This window comes from Roseomonas rosulenta, from assembly GCF_016106005.1.
Taxonomy (GTDB): domain Bacteria; phylum Pseudomonadota; class Alphaproteobacteria; order Acetobacterales; family Acetobacteraceae; genus Neoroseomonas; species Neoroseomonas rosulenta.
Genome location: NZ_JACADR010000072.1, coordinates 1 through 18,474, shown reverse-complemented (window position 1 = coordinate 18,474; position 18,474 = coordinate 1). Strand labels below are relative to the sequence as shown.

The 18,474-nt window shown below is 66.7% G+C and carries 20 protein-coding genes; 10 read left to right on the top strand and 10 right to left on the bottom strand.

Annotated elements, in window-relative coordinates:
- The 5 genes from HW578_RS11290 to HW578_RS11270 all read right to left on the bottom strand — a co-directional run.
- Positions 1–629: hypothetical protein (locus tag HW578_RS11290; RefSeq protein WP_198370655.1), on the bottom strand; the 629-nt coding region annotated here is incomplete at its 3' end.
- A gap of 17 nt (positions 630–646) precedes the next feature.
- Positions 647–1,489 carry an ATP-binding protein gene (locus tag HW578_RS11285; protein ID WP_198370654.1) on the bottom strand — a complete coding sequence of 281 codons (843 nt, stop codon included), beginning with the start codon at positions 1,487–1,489 and terminating at the stop codon, positions 647–649.
- Entirely contained in the window at positions 1,489–2,031 is a 543-nt protein-coding gene (locus tag HW578_RS11280) for a hypothetical protein (RefSeq protein ID WP_198370653.1), read from the bottom strand. Before HW578_RS11280 ends, HW578_RS11285 begins: the two co-directional genes overlap by 1 nt.
- On the bottom strand, positions 2,031–2,375 hold the full coding sequence (locus HW578_RS11275; RefSeq protein ID WP_198370652.1) for a hypothetical protein: 345 nt from the start codon (positions 2,373–2,375) through the stop codon (positions 2,031–2,033). The genes HW578_RS11280 and HW578_RS11275 overlap by 1 nt, the downstream gene beginning before the upstream one ends.
- A gap of 104 nt (positions 2,376–2,479) precedes the next feature.
- Positions 2,480–3,064 (bottom strand): sigma factor, encoded by a 585-nt coding sequence (locus HW578_RS11270; protein WP_198370651.1) that lies wholly within the window; start codon positions 3,062–3,064, stop codon positions 2,480–2,482.
- Positions 3,065–3,358: 294 nt separating this feature from the next.
- Here HW578_RS11270 and HW578_RS11265 point away from each other — a divergent pair, with 294 nt between their 5' ends.
- The 8 genes from HW578_RS11265 to HW578_RS11230 all read left to right on the top strand — a co-directional run bounded on the left by HW578_RS11265 (position 3,359) and on the right by HW578_RS11230 (position 10,247).
- On the top strand, positions 3,359–4,087 hold the full coding sequence (locus HW578_RS11265; protein WP_198370650.1) for an ImmA/IrrE family metallo-endopeptidase: 729 nt from the start codon (positions 3,359–3,361) through the stop codon (positions 4,085–4,087).
- Positions 4,087–4,368, top strand: coding sequence for a helix-turn-helix domain-containing protein (locus HW578_RS11260; protein ID WP_137126662.1), 282 nt, complete (start codon positions 4,087–4,089; stop codon positions 4,366–4,368). The genes HW578_RS11265 and HW578_RS11260 overlap by 1 nt, the downstream gene beginning before the upstream one ends.
- 11 nt (positions 4,369–4,379) lie before the next feature.
- Entirely contained in the window at positions 4,380–5,051 is a 672-nt protein-coding gene (locus tag HW578_RS11255) for a hypothetical protein (protein WP_232478890.1), read from the top strand.
- Positions 5,052–5,439: 388 nt separating this feature from the next.
- On the top strand, positions 5,440–5,862 hold the full coding sequence (locus HW578_RS11250) for a DUF2924 domain-containing protein (RefSeq protein WP_456308275.1): 423 nt from the start codon (positions 5,440–5,442) through the stop codon (positions 5,860–5,862).
- A 26-nt stretch (positions 5,863–5,888) separates the two neighbouring features.
- Positions 5,889–7,208 carry a recombinase family protein gene (locus HW578_RS11245; RefSeq protein ID WP_232478889.1) on the top strand — a complete coding sequence of 440 codons (1,320 nt, stop codon included), beginning with the start codon at positions 5,889–5,891 and terminating at the stop codon, positions 7,206–7,208.
- Positions 7,205–7,591: a hypothetical protein gene (locus HW578_RS11240; RefSeq protein WP_198370646.1), complete on the top strand. Its 387-nt coding sequence runs from the start codon at positions 7,205–7,207 to the stop codon at positions 7,589–7,591. Before HW578_RS11245 ends, HW578_RS11240 begins: the two co-directional genes overlap by 4 nt.
- 119 nt (positions 7,592–7,710) lie before the next feature.
- Positions 7,711–9,378, top strand: a complete 1,668-nt coding sequence (locus HW578_RS11235) for an Eco57I restriction-modification methylase domain-containing protein (protein ID WP_369407872.1) — start codon at positions 7,711–7,713, stop codon at positions 9,376–9,378.
- A 65-nt stretch (positions 9,379–9,443) separates the two neighbouring features.
- Complete coding sequence (locus HW578_RS11230; protein ID WP_198370645.1) at positions 9,444–10,247, top strand: PaeR7I family type II restriction endonuclease; 804 nt, start codon at positions 9,444–9,446, stop codon at positions 10,245–10,247.
- A 48-nt stretch (positions 10,248–10,295) separates the two neighbouring features.
- Here the strand turns inward: HW578_RS11230 and HW578_RS11225 are convergent, their stop codons facing one another.
- Together HW578_RS11225 and HW578_RS11220 are read right to left on the bottom strand one after the other, a co-directional pair.
- Complete coding sequence (locus HW578_RS11225; RefSeq protein WP_198370644.1) at positions 10,296–11,777, bottom strand: hypothetical protein; 1,482 nt, start codon at positions 11,775–11,777, stop codon at positions 10,296–10,298.
- A 562-nt stretch (positions 11,778–12,339) separates the two neighbouring features.
- On the bottom strand, positions 12,340–14,928 hold the full coding sequence (locus tag HW578_RS11220; protein ID WP_198370643.1) for an arylsulfatase: 2,589 nt from the start codon (positions 14,926–14,928) through the stop codon (positions 12,340–12,342).
- 395 nt (positions 14,929–15,323) lie between these two features.
- On the opposite strand from HW578_RS11220, the gene HW578_RS11215 reads away from it, so the two are divergent.
- Complete coding sequence (locus HW578_RS11215; RefSeq protein ID WP_198370642.1) at positions 15,324–16,046, top strand: hypothetical protein; 723 nt, start codon at positions 15,324–15,326, stop codon at positions 16,044–16,046.
- A 196-nt stretch (positions 16,047–16,242) separates the two neighbouring features.
- Here the strand turns inward: HW578_RS11215 and HW578_RS11210 are convergent, their stop codons facing one another.
- Together HW578_RS11210 and HW578_RS11205 are read right to left on the bottom strand one after the other, a co-directional pair.
- Positions 16,243–16,443, bottom strand: a complete 201-nt coding sequence (locus HW578_RS11210) for a hypothetical protein (RefSeq protein WP_198370641.1) — start codon at positions 16,441–16,443, stop codon at positions 16,243–16,245.
- 9 nt (positions 16,444–16,452) lie between these two features.
- Positions 16,453–17,241 carry a DUF2092 domain-containing protein gene (locus tag HW578_RS11205; protein ID WP_198370640.1) on the bottom strand — a complete coding sequence of 263 codons (789 nt, stop codon included), beginning with the start codon at positions 17,239–17,241 and terminating at the stop codon, positions 16,453–16,455.
- A gap of 311 nt (positions 17,242–17,552) precedes the next feature.
- Between HW578_RS11205 and HW578_RS11200 the strand changes: the two genes are divergently transcribed.
- On the top strand, positions 17,553–18,017 hold the full coding sequence (locus HW578_RS11200; protein ID WP_198370639.1) for a hypothetical protein: 465 nt from the start codon (positions 17,553–17,555) through the stop codon (positions 18,015–18,017).
- A 34-nt stretch (positions 18,018–18,051) separates the two neighbouring features.
- On the opposite strand, the gene HW578_RS11195 is transcribed toward HW578_RS11200, so the two are convergent.
- Positions 18,052–18,474: tetratricopeptide repeat protein (locus tag HW578_RS11195; protein ID WP_198370638.1), on the bottom strand; the 423-nt coding region annotated here is incomplete at its 5' end.

Sequence of the window (18,474 nt, the reverse complement as noted above, 5' to 3'; positions counted from 1 at the left end):
GCCGTCGCCGGCGCCTGGGGCGCGCCCGTGTTCGCCCAGGCGGGGGCCGTCGGCGTCGGCGCGGGCGCCTGCCGCGGCGCGCGATGCGTCGACGGAGACGGCGGCACCACCTCGCCCGCCATGATGCGCTGGTACTCGGGCTCGCCGGGCAGCACGACGCGGTCCAGCTTGTTGGACTCGCCGTAGCGAGGGTCGGAGGGCGGCTCGACCTTGATCTTGGCGGCGCAGGTGATGCCCGACAGGTCGGAGAGGCCGCGCAGTACGCGCTTCGCCTTGGCCGCCTCGCTCATGTCCTGCGGATCGAGGCCGAGCGCGCTGTCAATCATGGCGCGGAAGGTCCCCTTCGAGATCTTCCAGGCGATCGACACGCCCTGCTCGTCCACCTTCCCGCCGACGACGGTGAAGGTCTGCCAAAACTTCCGCTTGGCGTGGGGCCCGACGAGCACCGTGAACTCGGCGTCGATCATCTTGGTGTCGCCGCCATTGCGCGCGGCCTTGAGGAGACCGCGGTCCACCTCGCCCTGGCCATCGAGCCCGCCAGGACGGATCACCATCGTCACCTTCGCGAAGGTGCCGTCCGGGATCAGGTCGGAGCTGCGCGGCAGCTCGGCATCGTTCATGTCGTACATCGAGGTTTCCTCTCGGCTCAGGCGATGGGCGCGGCGGGGGCGTTGATCTTGCGGAGCAGCGCGGCGAGGTCGGCGGGCTCGGTCTCATCGAGCCGGCCGGAGCGGTCCTTCGCCGGCAGGCCGAAGCGATTGCCGGCGCGGCACACGAAGCGCCGCTCAGTGCCGGTCTCGGGATCGTGGCGCAGCGAGCCGTCCTTCTCGATCGAGAAGAGCGACATCGAGATCACCTGATCGACGATGCCGGGGAGCTCGCGGCCAGCCTTGCCGCCCTCCATCTGCGGCTGCCAGCTGACCTTGCCGAACTCGTCGGTGTGCTTCTCTAGGATGCCGACCATGATCGTGGTCTTGCCCGGCGCGTGCTGCAGGTGCTTCAGCAGCCCGATCACCTCGCGCGCCATCAGGCCATAGGCGCCGCGGACATCGGGCTTGCCGGTCTTTTCGGAGAAAGCCTCGGGCTGCTTCTTGGCCCAGGCCATCGCCTGGCGCGTCAGGTCGGTGATGCTGTCCAGGAAGACGATCGACTTGCTGGCGAGCAGCGCGACTAGCTCGGGATGCTGGCCAGCGAAGTGCGTGTAGTGCTGCTGGGAGAAGAACGCCTCCGGCGCCGCGGCGGGGTTCGGACCACCGACCAGCGCGGCGAGCACCACCAAGTCCTCGAAGCAGCGGACGGGGATGCTGTCGCCCGGCCAGTCCTGGACGGACTTCATCCCGGCCTCGAGGTCTATACAGACCGTCTCGCTCGGAGACAGGCGCTTCAGCTGCGTCGTCTTGCCGACGCCGGTCGGTCCGAACAGCGCGATGGTGGTCTTGTTGGCCGCGCGCGACAGGCGCTCGTCCGCGGTGACAATCCGGAGCGCCATCAGCCGATCCCCCCGAAGGTCGCAGGGGCACCGGCATGCGGGCTGTCGCGCCGCTCCGTCTCGGACAGGATCGTGAGCCGGTAGGTGGGCTTGCCGGTGCGCACCGTGCGCGCCGGCTCGAACGCCAGGCGAATGCGCTCCGGCCAGGCGGCATAGGACCGCTCGGCCACCTTGAAGCTGACCTCGACATACTCGCCAGGGTCCTCACCCCCGGCGCGGATCTGCTCCGCGAGCGCGGCGAGCCGGCGCTGGTCCCATTCGACCTTCTTCGGCAGGTCGGCGGTGATCTCGACGTTGCCGTCCTGGAAGCGGACCGTCCCGGTGTCCTTGCCCGCTGCGACGCGGGCACCGATGGCGCGCTGCTCGTAGCGCATGGCGATGGCGCCCTCGATCCAGTCGAGCGCCCGCTTGGCGATTTCGAGGCGGGACCGCGCCTCCTCCTGCAGCAGCGCGAGATGCTCGGCCGGCAGATCGATCACCTGCCCGATCGGCAGCAGGCGCATGTCATCGAGGGTCGGGTGGTTGCGGCGGGCGGCTTCCATCACGCCGCCTCCCGGCCGAGCAGGCCGGCCAGCGCGTACCCCGCCGCGCTGCGGGCGCTCAGCGGCCGAGGCCGGACGATCAGCAGGTACGCGCAGCGCCCCTCGGCCATCCGGCGCTGCAGCAGGTGACCGAGACCAGCCTCCGCCATCGCCCAGACACGCCGCGCGACCGTCTCGAGATCCTCGCGCCGCTCGGCCGGCAGTTCGGACGCGGCCTTGTCGCGATCACGGGCGAGCAGGCCAATGTGGTAGACGATGGCATCGCCGGGCGCCGCGTCGGCGAAGCGATCGCACAGACCGTTCTCCGTCAGCACGACATCGAGCAGATCCTCGATGCTCAGCATGAGTTCGGTCGACAGCAATTCAGGGGACGTAAGTCGCATCGTGTGGGGTTCCCTTCGGCGCATGGTGCTGTCTTTGTTATTTACGGATCTGCGCGAGATCCTTCTCACGGCCGCGAAGGCGTCGACGTCGTCGCACGCATGCATGGCGTCACCGCAGGACGGACACCGAGCGCGCGAAGCCAGCAGCGCAGGTCGTGCAGCTCGCGATAGAACGTGGCGGGGGAGACAGGGCCGGCGTCGCGCGCTGCCGCAACATCACGGTGCGCGATGATTCGACGCAGCAGTGCTCGCGGCACAGACGGCAGATCCTCAGCGGCCCGCCCAAACGCCACGGCGATGTCGGGGTCTGCGCACGGCGCCACGAGGGCGCCACGGATGTCGGCGGCAAACTCGCTATCGAGGGATACGCACGTCGGTGGCGACGGCTGCCGCGCGCGATCGATCACAGCGCGGCGTGCCAGCAGGGCGACGAAGGTGGTCCAAGAGGCCCGCGTCGCGTCGAAGCGCGGGCCAGCCTCCAGGATGACCAGGAGGATGTCCTGGATCAGGTCCTCCCGATCCTCTCGGGCCATTCGGCGCTGCCGGGCAAAGCGCGCGGCGTGGCAGCGGGCCGCCGCCAAGGCTGCGCGGGCCTGACTTTGATCCCATTTTTCAGGAAGATGCGCCTGCGACTGCTGTTTCTCTCTCATCCCACGGCCCCTCTGGCTCGGTCGATTGCGATGAGCCGAGATCAGCGCCGCGGCCGGGGGTGCGGCTAGGGCAAGGGGGTGCGCAGGGGTGCGATGAACGCTCCCGCTGATCACCGCACCCCATAACAACTCAATGCGTTAGAACTCCCCATCAATCACTTACGCACCAGGGGGTGCGGGGGTGCCGCGACCACCGCACCCCCTCCCGGTGAGAGCGCTGGACTCCTCCGCGGATGGGAACATAAAGTGAACTTACCGTTGCCCGATCATCTCCAAGCCAGGGACCGTGTTCCTATGTCGATCGCGATCGCCTATCCCGCAGCCGCGGCGCTCAGCCCGCGCCAGGACGCGGCTGCCCCAGCCATTCGCGCCGTTGCCGCCAAGGTCCGGCACCAGATCGCGCGCGAGCCCGACGACCTCGCGCTCACCCTCCAGGCCCTGATCGACGCCTGTCGCGCGGTGGAGGTGAACGGGCAGCGCCTGTCCGTGTCCTGGGAACTCGGGCGCGCGCTGCGCGATGAGTTCGGCCAGACCGTACTCGGCCTCTGCGACATCGATGCGCACGAGCCGGGCTGGGCCTACATCGCGGTCAATGGACCGATGACGGCCAATCGCCCTGACCTGGCGCTGAGCACGGCGGCGCATGAGCTCGGCCATTTGCTGTTCGACGTGCCGGCCGCGCTGGCCAGAGGAGACCAGCGCTATCATGCCGTGGCGAGTTCACCGCGGGCGCTCGAACGCCAGGGCCGTGGCGCCGAGGCCCGCGCCAATGAGTTCATGGGTGCCCTGCTGGCGCCGCCGGTGCCGCTGCACACGCGGCTGCTGGCCTATGCGCGCAGCGAGGGGCTGCGGCTTTGCCGCAGGCCGCACCAGGGGCGACCGAACAGCCCGATCGTCGCGGCCGGGAATCCGCCCGATGTTCTGGCCGGCGTGCTGGCGGCGCTGGCCGGCGATTTCGGTGTGTCCGAGCGGTTCATCGCCGTGCGCCTGTCGCGCTACGGCCTGGTGGAAGGAGGCGTGTGATGGCGTTTGGCGATGTGGTGCGCGCCCGGCGCACGGAGCTCGCGATCGGGCTCAACGATCTGGCCGAGCGGATGGGGATCTCCCCCGGCTACTGGTCGCGGATCGAGCGCAATCTCGACAAGCCGCCAAGCGATGAGGTGGTCCAGCGCGCCGCGGCGATCCTCGGCATTCCGCTCGACGCGCTGTTTGTCGAGGCAGAGCGTCTGCCGCCCGACATGCGCAAGGACATGGGCCGCGTCGTCCTGGCCTATCGGCGTCTGCGCAGCATGCGTGCGGGTTGACGGAGGTCGTGATGGCAAACCCGCCGAAGAAGAAGGTCTTCTATCAGATCGACGAAGTGTGCGAGCGGCTCGGGCTGTCGTTGCTTGACATGTCGGTGTTGGTATCCGAGCGGAAGATCCAGCTCTGCACCGCGGTGGCTGGCCTGTTGGTCGAGGACGGTCACTACGAGATCGCCCTCGATGGTGATGCCACGCCCATCCCCGATGACCGCTCGCTTGTGCAGGGCCTCGTCAACCTGAAGCCGGATGATGCGTGGTTTGTTCTGCGGCATGGATCGCAGACGATTTTCTGGCTGGCCGCCGAGCCGGATTGCTATCGGCGCCTGGTCAGCACGAGCGAGGAGGATCGCGGATACACCGTCATCCGTGACGAGGTCGGCGTGCGCCACGAGGAGTTCGCCCGCTACGCGGCCATCGAGGAAGCACTGGATGACGTCGCGCTGGGCACGAAGGGCGGAGGGCGCGGCTCGCAGCCGATTTATGATTGGGATGCGGCTCGGCTCGAGGCGTGTCGGCTGATCTACTTCGAGGGCGTGCCGGACTCTTTCGGTGCCCTGATCCGGCATGTGCAGGGCTGGTTTGCCGAGAAGGGCGGCAGGGTGCCCGACGAGAGCACGATGAAGCGTCGCCTGCGCGATGTCTGGGCCATGTTCGGATCGGAGGCAAAGACGAAGGCGGCGTGATCGCGGGGCATCGCGTGGTGCCGTGAGAACGGCACCACTCCAGATCCGTACATAACAGGCAGGACCATGCGTGTTGGATCGCAATGCCCCTGCCGACCCCGATCAACCACCACCTCCCGCCCCATCTCCGCGAGGTCTGCGACCTCCTCGCGCGCGGTCTGCTGCGGCTGCGCAGCCGCGCTGCCGAGGATCTCGCGCGCGACGCGGAACAGGCCCGGGGGGCGAGAGACGTTCGCCTACACTCCACCGCCAGGCAGCGCCGTCATGCGAACCCCAGACGAGAGGGAGTCGCATGACCCGAGGATCTACAACGCAACGCCGGCGGCAGGAGGCAGCGCCCCCGGCACCGACCATCCCGAAGATCCCGCCCGCGCAGGTCCTGCCGCGCTTGGCCGCGCTGCAGACCGCGACGGCAGCGGAACTGAAGGAACAATGGCGGGTGCTGTTCGGCAAGGAGCCGCCGCCGTTCAACCGTCCCTACCTGGTAAGCCGGCTCAGTTACCGGGTGCAGGAACTCGCATACGGCGGCCTGAAGCCTGAGACGCGGAAGCGGCTCGAGGCACTGGGTGAACAACTCGATGGTGGCAACATCGTGCTGCGCCGGATCCGCGCCGATAGCCGCCCGCTGCCTGGCACGCGGCTGGTGCGCGAGCATGACGGCGTGCAGCATGTCGTGACGGTGCGCGCCGACGACTTCGAGTACGAGGGGCGGTCCTATCAATCGCTCTCCGCCATCGCACGCCACATCACCGGCACGCGCTGGAATGGCTGGGTGTTCTTCGGGCTGCGCCAGCCGGGAGGCGGTACATGAAGACGCGCGCTGCCTCCGGCGCGGCGATGCCGGCCAGCGCGAAGAAACTGCGCTGCGCGGTCTACACGCGGAAGTCCACCGACGAGGGCTTGGACAAGGAGTTCAACACGCTCGACGCGCAGCGCGAGGCGTGTGAGGCGTACATCGCCTCTCAGCGCGCCGAGGGCTGGGTGCTGGTCCGCGATCGCTACGATGATGGCGGTTTCAGTGGAGGCACGCTTGAGCGGCCTGCGCTGAAGCGGCTGCTGGGCGACATCGAGGCCGGGCTCGTCGATGTGATCGTCGTCTACAAGATCGATCGCCTGTCCCGCTCCCTGATGGATTTCGCCAAGCTGGTGGAAACCATGGAGGCGCACGGCGTGACCTTCGTGTCCGTCACGCAGAGCTTCAACACGACCACCAGTATGGGCCGGCTGACGCTGAACATCCTGCTCAGCTTTGCCCAATTCGAAAGAGAGGTCATTGGCGAGCGAATCCGCGACAAATTCGCAGCGTCCCGCGCGCGAGGGATGTGGATGGGGGGCAAGGTGCCGCTCGGCTACGACGTCCGCGACCGCAAGCTAGTGTCGAACGAGGACGAGGCCGCGCGGGTGCGCCGCGTGTTCGAGCTCTTCGTCGAGACCTGCTCCGGCGTTGAGACGGTGCGCCGCCTGCAGGCCGACGGTGTCACGGCGAAGTCCGGCCGGCCGCTGGACAAGGGCGACGTCTATAAGATCCTGAACCTGCGGACCTACATCGGGGAGGTCACGCACAAGGGGAACGTCTATCGCGGCGAGCACGAGGCGGTCGTGCCGCGGGATCTGTGGGACCGGGCGCATGCCATCCTGCAGGTCAGCCCGCGGAGCCGCGCCGCACAGAACCGACAGCAGGCGCCCGCGCTGCTGAAGGGCCTGATCTACGGCGTCGATGGCCGCGCGCTGTCGCCGACGCACTGCGTGACGAAGGGGCGGCACTACCGCTACTACGTCGCCCAGCGCGTGCTGAAGGGCGATGCGCACGCTGACGGCGGCATCGTGCGGCGTGTGTCGGCGGCGGAGATCGAGGCCGCGGTCGTGGACCAGGTGCGGGCGCTGCTGCGCCAGCCGGAGATCGTGGTTGGCACCTGGCTCGCGGCGCGGAGAGACGTGCCGGACATCACCGAGGGCGAGGTGCGCGACGCGCTGCATCGGCTTGATCCGCTGTGGGACGAGTTGTTCCCGGCCGAGCAGGCGAGGATCGTCGGGGCCCTGGTGGAGCGCATCGTCGTTGGGCCGGAAGGCGCCGACATTCGCATGCGCGTCGAGGGGCTGGCCGGGCTGGTTAGGGACCTCGGCGTACCGGCAGCCGCGGCGCGGAGGGCAGCATGACCAACGCGACCAGCATCACGGTGCGCGTGCCGCTGAAGATCCGGCGGCGGCCGGGGCGGAAGACGGTGGTGATGCCGGTCCCGTCCGCCGACACGGCCATCCCAACGCGTGCCGACCCGGCGCTGGTGAAGGCGCTGGCGCGGGCGTTCCGATATCAGAAGCTGCTGGACGAGGGACGCTACGTCTCGATCAGTGAGATGGCCGCGGCGGAGAAGATCGAGCGAGGATACTCGGGGACGCTGCTGCGGCTGACACTGCTGGCGCCGGACCTCGTCGAGGCAATTCTGGACGGACGGCAGCCGGAAGGGCTCGGCTCGCGGCAATTTTTCGAAGCATTCCCGGCGGAGTGGTCCGAGCAACGTGACGCACTGAGGCGGTACTGAGCCTTGAGCCGCGGCGGAGCCGTCGGCTAGCTGGGCCGAATCGTTTACCAAGCGTAGAATCCAAAGCTCAAAGGGGGTTGGCAAAGATGGATCAGGCGGCACTTCCGGGGTTCTGTGCCGTGACCGACGCCGTGGAGCGGCTGGCGGAGTCCGGTGGCGTCGAGGAACGCGGAGCCATCTTCACCAAGCGGGAGGTGGTGGATTTCATCCTCGACCTCTGTGGCTACACCCCCGACCGCCCCCTGCACACGATGCGGCTGCTGGAGCCGAGCGTAGGCGAGGGTGACTTCCTCATCCCGATCGTGGACCGGCTGCTCGCGTCCTACCGGCGCTCTCAGTCCGGTGGAGACCATGTAATGGACCTCTCCGACGCCATTCGCGTCGTGGAACTCAGCAGGCCGACGCTGGCTGCGGCGAGGTCTCGGCTCCACGACCACCTTGTCGAGAATGGTCTGACTGCCGAGCAATCCACGGCGCTGTGCGACCGCTGGCTGATGCAGGGCGACTTCCTGCTGGTCGAACTCGGCAAGGAGGGCTTCGATTTCGTCGTAGGCAATCCGCCCTACGTCCGGATCGAGCAGATCCCCATCGCCCTGCAGGACGAATACCGTCTCCGCTACAAGACCCTCTACGACCGGGCCGACCTCTACGTCGCATTCATGGAGCGGAGCCTTGTCGAACTCCGCGAGGGCGGTGTGCTCGGCTTTATCGTCTCGGACCGCTGGACGAAGAACAAGTATGGCGGCCCTCTACGGAAGTTGGTGAGCGAAGGGCATCACCTCCGGCACTACGTCGACATGGTAAACACGCCAGCATTCCTCAGGGACGTGATCGCCTACACCGGCATCTTCGTCATCGCCAAGGAGGAGGATGGGCCAACTACCGTTGCGCATCGCCCAGAGATCGACCCGAACCATCTGCGGGCTCTCGCACGGCAACTCCGTGGCCAAGAGCCGGGCGCCGTAAAGATCAATAATGTGGTCTCCGGGTCTGAGCCGTGGATGCTGGAGGAGTTCGAGCGGCTCGTCGTGATGAGGCGTCTCGAAGAGGCATTTCCGCTTTTGGAGAACGCTGGCTGCAAGGCGATGATCGGCGTCGCCACAGGGCTAGATGAAGCCTACGTCGGCAAGTTTGAGGATCTCGACGTCGAGCCAGATCGGAAATTGCCGCTGGTCACGACCAAAGACATCAAGACGGGCGCCCTCGTCCCGCTCGGCCTCGGCGTCATCAATCCATGGCGAGACGAAGGCGGGCTGGTCGATCTCAAGCGGTATCCGAGGTTGGCCGCCCATTTGGAGCAGTACCGCTCGCAACTGGAGAAGCGGAGCACGGCGAAGGGGAAGCCTGCGCAGTGGCACAAGACCATCGACCGCATCACGCCCAGCCTGACCTACCGGCCGAAACTCCTCATCCCGGACATCAAAGGCAGCGCCAACGTGGTGTTCGAGCCGGGGCAGCACTACGTCCACCACAACCTCTACTACGTCGTCTCTGACGAGTGGGACCTGCACGCCCTTCGGGCTGTGCTGCTCTCCAGCGTGGCGGCGCTCTTTGTGGCGGCTTACTCGGTAAAGATGCGGGGGGACTATCTCCGGTATCAGGCGCAGTACCTCCGCCGAATCCGGCTGCCGCGTTGGTCCACTGTGGCGGACAAGCATAGGGCAGCGCTCAAGGGGGCTGGGCTGTCGGGCGATCTGGCGGCCTGCGACCGGGCTGCATTCGCCCTCTACGGCCTCACCGAGGCGGAAATCGCCATCGTCGCCGGGCGGCCCCCAGCCGAACGCTGAAGCCCATAGACGGCCAAGTCTCAGTCTGCTGGAAATATACTCGGTAGTCCAAACCGGGAATCGCCATGCCTGTGACTTTGCCGGACCTCCGCCCACAGGTGGCGGAGGCCATAAAGACCTTCTGGACTGGACGGTTGAACGCCCAGCAGGCGCAGGCTCTGACCGGTCGTGTTGACGCGGGCACGCGGGGCGCCGTCACGTCGGGCAAGCACATGGACGGCTTCCTCAGCATCGCGCTCCCGCTGGTCGAGCGTTTTGCTCCCTATGCCGCGAAGCACACGCGGGGGAACGAACTTCGGTTGCCTGGCTACTACCGCCACAACAAGAAGTTCGACGTCATTGTCATGGACGGCACGAAGCTAGTGGCTGTGCTCGAATTTAAGAGCATGGTGGGCTCGTTCGGGAACAACGCGAACAATCGCTTCGAGGAAGTCCTCGGCGCCGCTGTCGACTTCTGGAAAGCGTGGGACAAGGGAATGCTGGGCACAGGGATGCGTCCCTTTCTCGGCTGGCTGATGGTGCTGGAGGACCACGAGGACTCTCGCCGCATCGTCACCGATAGGTCACCGCACTTCTCAATCGCCCCAGATTTTCTTCGGACCAGCTACATTGATCGCTTCAACAGGATCTGCGAGCGCATGGTGCAGGAGAAGCTCTATACGGCCGCGGCCGTGATCTCATCGAAGAAGGGGGAGGCTGATCACGACGGGTCATACAAGGAGGACACCGCAGGCACCGGCATCCAAAGGCTATTCGGCGATTTCGCATCGCACTTGGACGAATACACGCGGAATCACCACCAGCCCAACCTGTCGTTTGTCCTTACGAACCCGCCCTATACGGCGGCTCGGCGGCGGCGAACCCAGTAGCCCCGGGGCCATAAGCATCGGGCCATCACCGCCTGTCAGTGGCGGCCCTCAACTTTGACCGCGTCGCTGCCGTGAGCGCCGCCTCGCGGGCCGCCGGGGCGCTTGCTTTGCTGTTCGACGATCGATCTCCAGCACGATTTCTGCGGCGGCAGATACCTGCAAATCGAGCAAGGCTTCGAAGAGGGCAAGGCCCTTCTCCCGGAAGCCTGGCATGCGGTGGAGCGTCACGGCGATCTCCGTTAACGCTGGCGCGTCCGCCGCGCGCGCAGTCCGGATGTCTCCGAAGTCGCTGCCGCATTGCGCAACAAGTACTTCGGCGACCGTACAAACCAGATCCGGTGCATACGGGAGGTGCTCGGCCAGCGCATCAACGAGCGGTCCGCTACGTGAGGTCGAAAGTGCCCTCGGATTCGCGATGATTGCCCTAAGAATCTCGCGCGTGTAGTCGCTGCGAGGCAAAGGGTCAGCGCGCCAGAACACTTGCATTCCCGCCGAGGTCACGATGTCGACGTTGCTGCGTAGCGCGGCGGTCACGTACCCGTTCGCGATCTCCCGCAAAGCATCCGATTCTGCCCATGCGGTGCTAGCTACGTGAGCACAGCCCACCAAGGTATCTGGCGCTTTCCACCGTTCTCCACATTCGAAAATTTCGTCCACGAGATGGCGAACTACCAAGTCGTCGGGGCGGCGAAGTCGCCGTAGCATAAGGAGCTCGCCGGCCGCATGACGGAACCATCGGCTTTCATCTGTGCTGAGACGAAGGGCCAGTTCGACGAAAGTTGAAGTATCAAGCCGATCTTCCATCTGTCCAAGCAGGAATACGGCATCGCGGCTGCGTAGAACCCTTGGATCATTCAGCAGGCGAACCGCCGTCTGCGCATCTTCCTGCGTACCGCGAACAATCAGCGGCGGCATTAACCAGGTCAGGGCGCGCATTCCTCTAGGATCAGGATTCCGTGCGAGATAGCACTCTACGATCGAGCGAAAGCGCGCGACATCGGGTGGCGTTCGGCGGAGCAGCCCATCCTTCAGCGCGGTGAGCAGAAGCGCGTCCTCGCGCCCTTCCACTAAGTGGCTGCCCATCCCAAACAATATACTTTGAGCACCGACCTCCTCATCGTCCTTTGGGCGCTTTGCCTCATCCTCACCGGTTGGGAATTCGAAACCCTCCAGCCAGCGCACGAGGAGGACGCACAGAGCTTCCGGCAAGGCACCGCGCTTAGCGAGGCTCCCGGCCGCCGATGCGGCGTCGCTTCGGAATGAACTGCCTGCGAACCCGCGTGAAGCCGCATCGACAATCTGTGCGGCGACCAAAGCCGTATCTACCTGGGTATTGCGCGCGAGTTCGCGGAGGCAGGCACCAACTGGATTCTCGTGTATGCCAGGCCGGAAGCGCGGCAGCAGCTTTAGGAGCCGCTCCGGCTCCGTCTTAGCGAGTTCGGCGAGTGCCTGCGCAGCCTGCTCGCTGCCGCCAAGAAGCCAGTCCCGTGGGTGGTGCGAGCCTGTTGAGTCCGGCAGGGCGTCGAACACGCCGATTATCTGATCATCACTTGCTTTCCCGAACTGCTCAGTTGTCACCGGTGAGGCAGTCGGATTGCTGAAACTCAGCAGCGGCGGCCGAAAAAGAGACTTTATTTCAAAGACTTAAGCTTGAGGGTAAAATCGACCTACCCTCAAGGTTCGGAGACTCTCCGCTCTCTCCAGCCGAAAAAGGTCGGTAGTTGCGCCGTCGAACCATCAAGGTCCACGTGCGAACCCCGGCCAAACCCGCGCCTCAGCGCGGTGCCGGGACCAGAAGAGACAGGTTGGTGCGCGAGAAGATTGGAGCAGCGGAGGGAACCGGGAACTGAAATTCTCTGGGGAGGAAAAAGCGCGTCGGCTTGGTCGGGATAGCGAACGTGACGGCTTGCCTGCGAAGTGAAGGCGATCGCCTTCCTGCTTCTGATGCTGCCCATCTATGCCCTGTCCCTCATGCAAGAACTCCTCGTACAGTCGATGGTTCGCGGGGGCTTCCGGAGACAAACAGGCGGCCCCACGGACCCCATGGGGCCGAGGTCTTTCCGTGGCGGCACCTACTGCCTCTCGGTCGGCCTCACCGCGCCGGCGACCTCGGCAGGGTGGACTCGCCCAGCGTCACCACGATCCGCTCCAGGCGCCCCGTGAACGGGAAGGGCGTCCGATAGTCCCGGTCGTCGACCGACGATCCGGTGTCGAGGCCGATATCGAAGGTCTCGTCGCTCTGCACGGCGAAGGGCAGCGTGCGCGCCATCGTCTGTTGTGACACCACCTGTCCGTTGACCGAGAGGATGCCGATTCCACCGCGCCCCACGGGCGCCCCGGATGCATCGGGTTGGAATTCGAAGGCGATGCTGTGCCGCCCCGGCGGCAGCGCGTCGGGCGCTTCCCACTTCACCCGCTCGAGGTCGAGCAAGTTCCAGGTGAAGACCGGCCGCCCGCCGAGCAGGTAGAAGCCCCAGCCCGCGAAGCGCCCGCCATGCGTCGCGATGACGCCGCTCGCGCCACCGGCCGGCACCTCGATCTCGGCCACCAGGCGATAGGCGCGGTTCAGCAAGGAAGGCGCCACGCTGGCCTGCAGGCTGGTTCCCGTTCCGCGATAGATGAACTCCTGGCGGCCGGCCGAGGGGCCCGGCCGCTGCGCGATCAGGCGCGGCAGGCTCGAATTATCGAGCGGCAGGACGCGAAAGCGCGCCGCCTCGACGAGGAAGAGCTGCTGCAGGTCCCGCAGCCGTTCGGGATAGCGCGCGGCGAGGTTCCGGCTCTGCGTCGGATCCTCGGCGAGGTTGTAGAGCTCCCAGGCATAGCCGTTGACGACGTCCTCCGGCACTTGGCCCGAGCTCTGCCAGGGCAGCGTCGGCGGCGTCGTGTTGGCGTACCAGCCATCGCGGTAGATGCCGCGATGGCCGAGCATCTCGAAGTGCTGGACGCGGCGGCGCGACGGGGCCGCGGCGTTGGCGGCGTCGAAGGTGTAGAGCATGCTGATGCCCTCGATCGGGCGCTGCGCCACGCCGTTAACCGAGCGCGGCTCGGGGATGCCGATCGCTTCCAGGATGGTGGGCGCGATGTCGTTCACGTGGTGGAACTGGTGGCGGATCGTGCCGCGATCCGCGATGCGCCGCGGCCAGGAGATCGCCATGCCGTTGCGCGTGCCGCCGAAATGGGAGGCGACCTGCTTGGTCCACTGGTAGGGCGTGCCGAAGGCCCAGGTCCAGCCGACCGCGAGGTTCGGATAGGTGCTCGGCCCGCCCCATTCGTCGATGACGGGCATCTGCCGCTCGACCGGGATCTCAACCCCGTTGAAGAAGGCGTACTCGTTCGGCGTGCCGTGCACCTGGCCCTCGGCGCTGCCGCCGTTGTCGCCGCTGATGTAGATGATCAGCGTGTTGTCGATCTGCCCGGCGTCGCGCACCGCCTGGATGACGCGCCCGATCTCGTGGTCGGTGTAGGCGAGGTAGGCGGCGAAGACCTCGGCCTGCCGCGCATAGAGCCGCCGCTGGTCGGCCGTGAGGCTCGACCAGCGCGGCAGCGTGTGCGGCCAGGGCGGCAGCACCGCATTGGGCGGCAGCACGCCGAGGCGCTGCTGGTTCGCGAAGATGCGTTCCCGCACCACCTCCCAGCCCTCGTCGAACTGGCCACGGAAGCGCGCGATCCATTCGGGCGTCGGATGATGCGGGGCGTGGGCGCCGCCCGGCGCGTAGTGGATGAACCAGGGACGGCCCGGCGCGACCTCATGCAGCTCGCGGATGCGGGCGATGGCCTCGTCGGCCATGGCGGTGGTCAGGTTCCAGCCTGGCCGGCCTTCATGGGGCAGGATCCGCGTGGTGTTGCGGAAGAGGTTGCCCGGCTCCCACTGGTTCGTCTCACCGCCCATGAAGCCGTAGAAGACATCGAAGCCGAGGCCCGTGGGCCAGCGGTCGAAGGGGCCGGCCGGGCTGATCTCCCAGGGCGGCGTGTTGTGGTTCTTACCGAACCAGGCGGTCGAAAAGCCGTTCTGCCGCAGCGTCTCGGCGATGGTCGCGGTGTCGGCGCCGATGATCGCGTTGTAGCCGGGGAAGCCGGTGGAAAGTTCCGCGACGGCGCCGAAGCCAACCGAATGGGGGTTGCGCCCGGTCAGCAGCGAGGCGCGGGTCGGCGAGCAGAGCGCCGTGGTGTGGAACTGCGTGTAGCGCAGCCCCGTCTGCGCCACCTGGTCGAGCGTGGGCGTCGGAATGACTCCACCGAACGTCGAAGGCGAGCCGAACCCGACATCGTCGGTGATGATCAGCAGGACATTGGGCGCATTCTCGGGCGCGCCGAGCGTGGGCGGCCAGGCCGGCGTGCTGTCCCGCGCCGAGGGGTTGATGGTGCCGGCGAAGGGCGCGGGCGGTTGCGGCAGGACGCGGGAATTCGGGAACTCTATCGCTGTCGGCGACCCCGGCGTGCCCCGGAGCTGCTGAGCTCCGACGGGTGTCGCCGCAAGCGTCAGGCAGGCGATGACGACGGCGAGGGCACGGGTGACGTCCGACCGGATTCGTGTACGCAGTACGGCGCGCACGAACGTCGCACGCAGGCCAGCCTGGGCACGATTCGGCCAGTCGTGCGGTGCCACGGCGGACTTCTCGCCGATCGAATGGCAGGCGCAGGAGACCGACGCGCGCGCGACAGATGGCAAGCCCAGGTTCATGGTCGCATTCCCTTGTCCGCGCAGGCCTCTCCCGAGCGCCGATTCTCTGTATTCGATTCAGTGCGCTACGTCCGCTCCCTGCTCACTGCGTTGATGTGAATCAACACACAAAGCTGCCCCTTGACCGATTCTAGATTCAAAGGCGACGGCAAGCCCCTCGCTTCGTGCGGAGCACGCAATCAAGCGATTTGGCGGATATGAGGGGTGAAACTCAGTTCTTGTGGCGCGCGCAGTTGCGGCAAGTTGCGTATTTGTGCATGACCCAGGGGAAATCACCTCCGGAGCCGAAATCTCCCGGGCCGTGCAAAGTCGAGTCGAAAGGGCGCAGCATGTTGATGGAGCTTCGGTGCAGGAAAGCGGCGGCCCTGGCTGGCGCGCTGGGCGGGCTGATTCTCATGGCGGCACCCGCCACGGCGCAGACGCCTCCGCAGGACCTCGACGCCTGGACCTTCACGCTGTCGCCCTATGTCTGGTTCTCAGGCCTCGGCGGAACCGTCTCGACCCCAGAGGGCTCGGACAACTTCAGCGCCGATTTCGGCGACATCTTCGGCACCATGAAATTCTCGGCCATGGGCTTGTTCGAAGCGCGGCGGGGCAATTTCAGCCTCGTCGTCGACACGCTGTACCTCAACCTGCAACAGGGCGTCCCACTTCCGCTCGAAGGCCGTGGTGCATTCAGCGGCGCCAGCGCGCGCACACAATCCGCCGAGGTCTCGGCGATCGGCCTGTATACAGTCGCCGAGGCGCCGGTCGGGCGGCTCGAACTCGGCGGTGGCGTGCGCGGCTGGTGGTTCGACACCGAACTCACGCTCGAGACCGGCCACCTGCCCGGACGCAGCGTCAACAACTCGGTGAGCTGGATCGACCCGGTAATCTCCGCGCGCGGCGTGCTGCGGCTGAACGACAACCTGGCCGTCACGGCCTATGGCGACATCGGCGGCTTCGGCGTCGGCTCGCAATTCACTTGGCAGGCCTTCGCGACGCTCGACTACCGGATCACCGACAACTTCACGGCGTCAGCGGGCTTCCGCTGGATCCACATCGACTACGACAAGGGCAGTTCGAACATCTCGCTCGACATGGCCGGCCCGATCATCGGCGCAAGCCTGCGCTTCTGAACCTAGCAAAGCGTGCCGGCCGGTCAGCCGGCATCGTATCTGCAGGTCGTGCGTTACGGCGTCTGCTTCAGGTCGCCGCAGACGATTCCGCCCGATTGCTCGGTCGCCCGAACATCAGACATCACCGCGACGCTGGCTTGATGCCTCGGGGCGCCAACGTCCCCTCCAAAGGAGGGGAGCGTCGGCGCCTACAGCATCAGCACGGATAGACGGTCGCCGCGCAGCGCCGCGTCGTACGTCGCGCTACGCCCGCCGCGCTGACCGGCGTGGCCGGCCTCCCCACCACGGCCTCGGCCGTCGAGGTCATGGGCCCCCGCCCGAGGAAGATTGACGGGCTCGCCATCATCACGAAGGCAAAAGTAGCGAGCGCCGCCGCAGATTTCAGAATGTTCGACATGTCGTGCCCTCACTGTGTCCGAATGATCATGTCGCCGATGGCGTTCACGGTGACGGATGCCGGATCAAGCCTCCGCGCACCCTGTGGCGGCACGAAGTTGAACTGCCCTGCATCGACTTGCGGCGCGACGTTCCAGTTCCTCAGCTGCAGCGTGTACTGGGGTGCGCCGGCCACTGTCTTGGACGTGATGACGTAGCGCACCGGCAATGGGCGGTCGCCGGTCGTTACCCAGATCTGCCAGTCGACCTCCGCGCCACGAAAGGCAAGATGGTGGACCTCCACGCCGTCGATGACCGTCATCCCGACATGGGTGCCGCTCGTCACGTCGATGATCGCGCTGTCGAACGGCCTGGCGACGAGAAGGTCCGCGCCGGGCGCGTCGAATCCCAGCCCGTGCACGGCATCGATCGCAGCGGCGATGCCTGTGGCCGGAAGTTGCAGGTACGCCTGGGCATCTCTGCCGAACAGAAAAAGCTCCCTGCCGTTCAGAAACACCTCCGAGGTGCCGCTCGCGCCGCGACGGACCGCATGCAATCGATCCGGTCGTTGCGCCGTGAGGCTGCCTGAGTGAAGGAACTGAAGCTTCTGTCCTTGCTCGGTGATGACCTCATCAACTGCGGCATACTCAACCGAGAACCGCTGAAGCCCGCCCAGATAGCTGGACAGCGACGACAGTACGCGCCGTGCATCGTCGTCGACGGAACCTTGCGCGCGTGCTGCCGACACGGACGCCAGCGCGCAGACTCCGATCACAGCGGCGGTCGAGAGAATTCTGGCAAGCCTGAAGCCGATTCTCATGCTTCGTTTCCTCCTACTGGGTGCCGGGGCTGTCCCGTCCGAAGTTCAGAAGGGACCGCGGCATCACGTGAACGAAGAGTCTGTGGCGCAGGAACCTGAGCCAACGACGCTGGCGTTGGTGACCTCACCACGGCGCGCATCAGGGGTGATGCGCAAGCTTCAACGTTAAGTTTGCCATGATGAACGACGCGGTGCCCTTGTGCTGTATCAAGGCGGCCTCTGGCAGAGCGCATAATCGGATCCTATAAAATCGCTGATGCGGTCTTGCCGCGCCACCGCAGTCGCCTCGTTCTGCTTCGGAGACAGCCAAGTTGGCAGCTCGCCTTTTCACCCGCCGCGCCGTCGGTGGTCTCGGTCTGGTCACGGTCTTCGCCGCTGGTGTCGGCGCACGGACCGGGAGCGCCCAGCCGTCGGGCCCGGTCGGGCATGTGACCATCACGCAGACCCAGGTCAGCCTGCTCGGCAGCGTATCCTGGGGAAGCGGTACGCTGACCTTCGAGGGTCACACGCACCGCTTTCGCGTCCGTGGCCTTGGCGTCGGCGGGATCGGGGTCTCCGAGCTGCGAGCCAATGGCGACGTCTACGCTCTCTCCCGGCTCGCCGACTTCCCGGGCCTCTACGGGGCGGCGCGCGCGGGCGCGGTCGCAGGCTCGGCCGCCGTGCGCGGCGGCGTCTGGCTGCAGAATCCGGCCGGTGTGTCCATCCAGCTCCGCCCGCAGCGTACGGGCGTCGCACTGCAGATCGGCGCCGACGGCCTGTTGATCGAGTTGGAGTGACGATGGAAGGGCGCGCCGGCGCGGCGGCGCAAGCCTAGCGGAGCCCTGGCACGCGCTGGCGAAGCCCTCGCACCTGCGAGAGCAACGCAGCCGCCTCGCGGTCCGAAGGATTCAGCCCGGCAGCCGCGGCCGCGAGCCGTTCCGCCTCCGCGAAGTTCGCCCTGTCGCGTTCGATTGTCGCAAGCCCCATCAGGCTGTCGCGGTGGCGCGGGTGGCGATCCAGGTTCATCCGCAGCACGGCGACGGCTTCCTCGGTGCGCCGCAGCTGGTTCAGCGCGATGGCGTGGACATAGGCGTAGCGTGGTTCCTCCGGACGCAAGGTCGCGGCCTGCGCGATCGGCCCGAGCGCATCCGCCGCGCGCCCCTGCCGAGCGAGCGCCAGCGCCAGCGCGTACTGCGCCTCGGCCTCGCGCGGATGCGCGGCGACGGCGCGGCGCAGCGCCGCCTCGGCAGCGTC

Bases quoted from the DNA above. Each gene is read 5' to 3' on its own strand.
- HW578_RS11285 (WP_198370654.1), bottom strand. From the start codon at position 1,489: ATGGCGCTCCGGATTGTCACCGCGGACGAGCGCCTGTCGCGCGCGGCC.
- HW578_RS11280 (WP_198370653.1), bottom strand. From the start codon at position 2,031: ATGGAAGCCGCCCGCCGCAACCACCCGACCCTCGATGACATGCGCCTG.
- HW578_RS11275 (WP_198370652.1), bottom strand. From the start codon at position 2,375: ATGCTGAGCATCGAGGATCTGCTCGATGTCGTGCTGACGGAGAACGGT.
- HW578_RS11270 (WP_198370651.1), bottom strand. From the start codon at position 3,064: ATGAGAGAGAAACAGCAGTCGCAGGCGCATCTTCCTGAAAAATGGGAT.
- HW578_RS11265 (WP_198370650.1), top strand. From the start codon at position 3,359: ATGTCGATCGCGATCGCCTATCCCGCAGCCGCGGCGCTCAGCCCGCGC.
- HW578_RS11260 (WP_137126662.1), top strand. From the start codon at position 4,087: ATGGCGTTTGGCGATGTGGTGCGCGCCCGGCGCACGGAGCTCGCGATC.
- HW578_RS11255 (WP_232478890.1), top strand. From the start codon at position 4,380: ATGGCAAACCCGCCGAAGAAGAAGGTCTTCTATCAGATCGACGAAGTG.
- HW578_RS11245 (WP_232478889.1), top strand. From the start codon at position 5,889: ATGCCGGCCAGCGCGAAGAAACTGCGCTGCGCGGTCTACACGCGGAAG.
- HW578_RS11240 (WP_198370646.1), top strand. From the start codon at position 7,205: ATGACCAACGCGACCAGCATCACGGTGCGCGTGCCGCTGAAGATCCGG.
- HW578_RS11230 (WP_198370645.1), top strand. From the start codon at position 9,444: ATGCCTGTGACTTTGCCGGACCTCCGCCCACAGGTGGCGGAGGCCATA.
- HW578_RS11220 (WP_198370643.1), bottom strand. From the start codon at position 14,928: ATGAACCTGGGCTTGCCATCTGTCGCGCGCGCGTCGGTCTCCTGCGCC.
- HW578_RS11215 (WP_198370642.1), top strand. From the start codon at position 15,324: ATGGCGGCACCCGCCACGGCGCAGACGCCTCCGCAGGACCTCGACGCC.
- HW578_RS11210 (WP_198370641.1), bottom strand. From the start codon at position 16,443: ATGTCGAACATTCTGAAATCTGCGGCGGCGCTCGCTACTTTTGCCTTC.
- HW578_RS11205 (WP_198370640.1), bottom strand. From the start codon at position 17,241: ATGAGAATCGGCTTCAGGCTTGCCAGAATTCTCTCGACCGCCGCTGTG.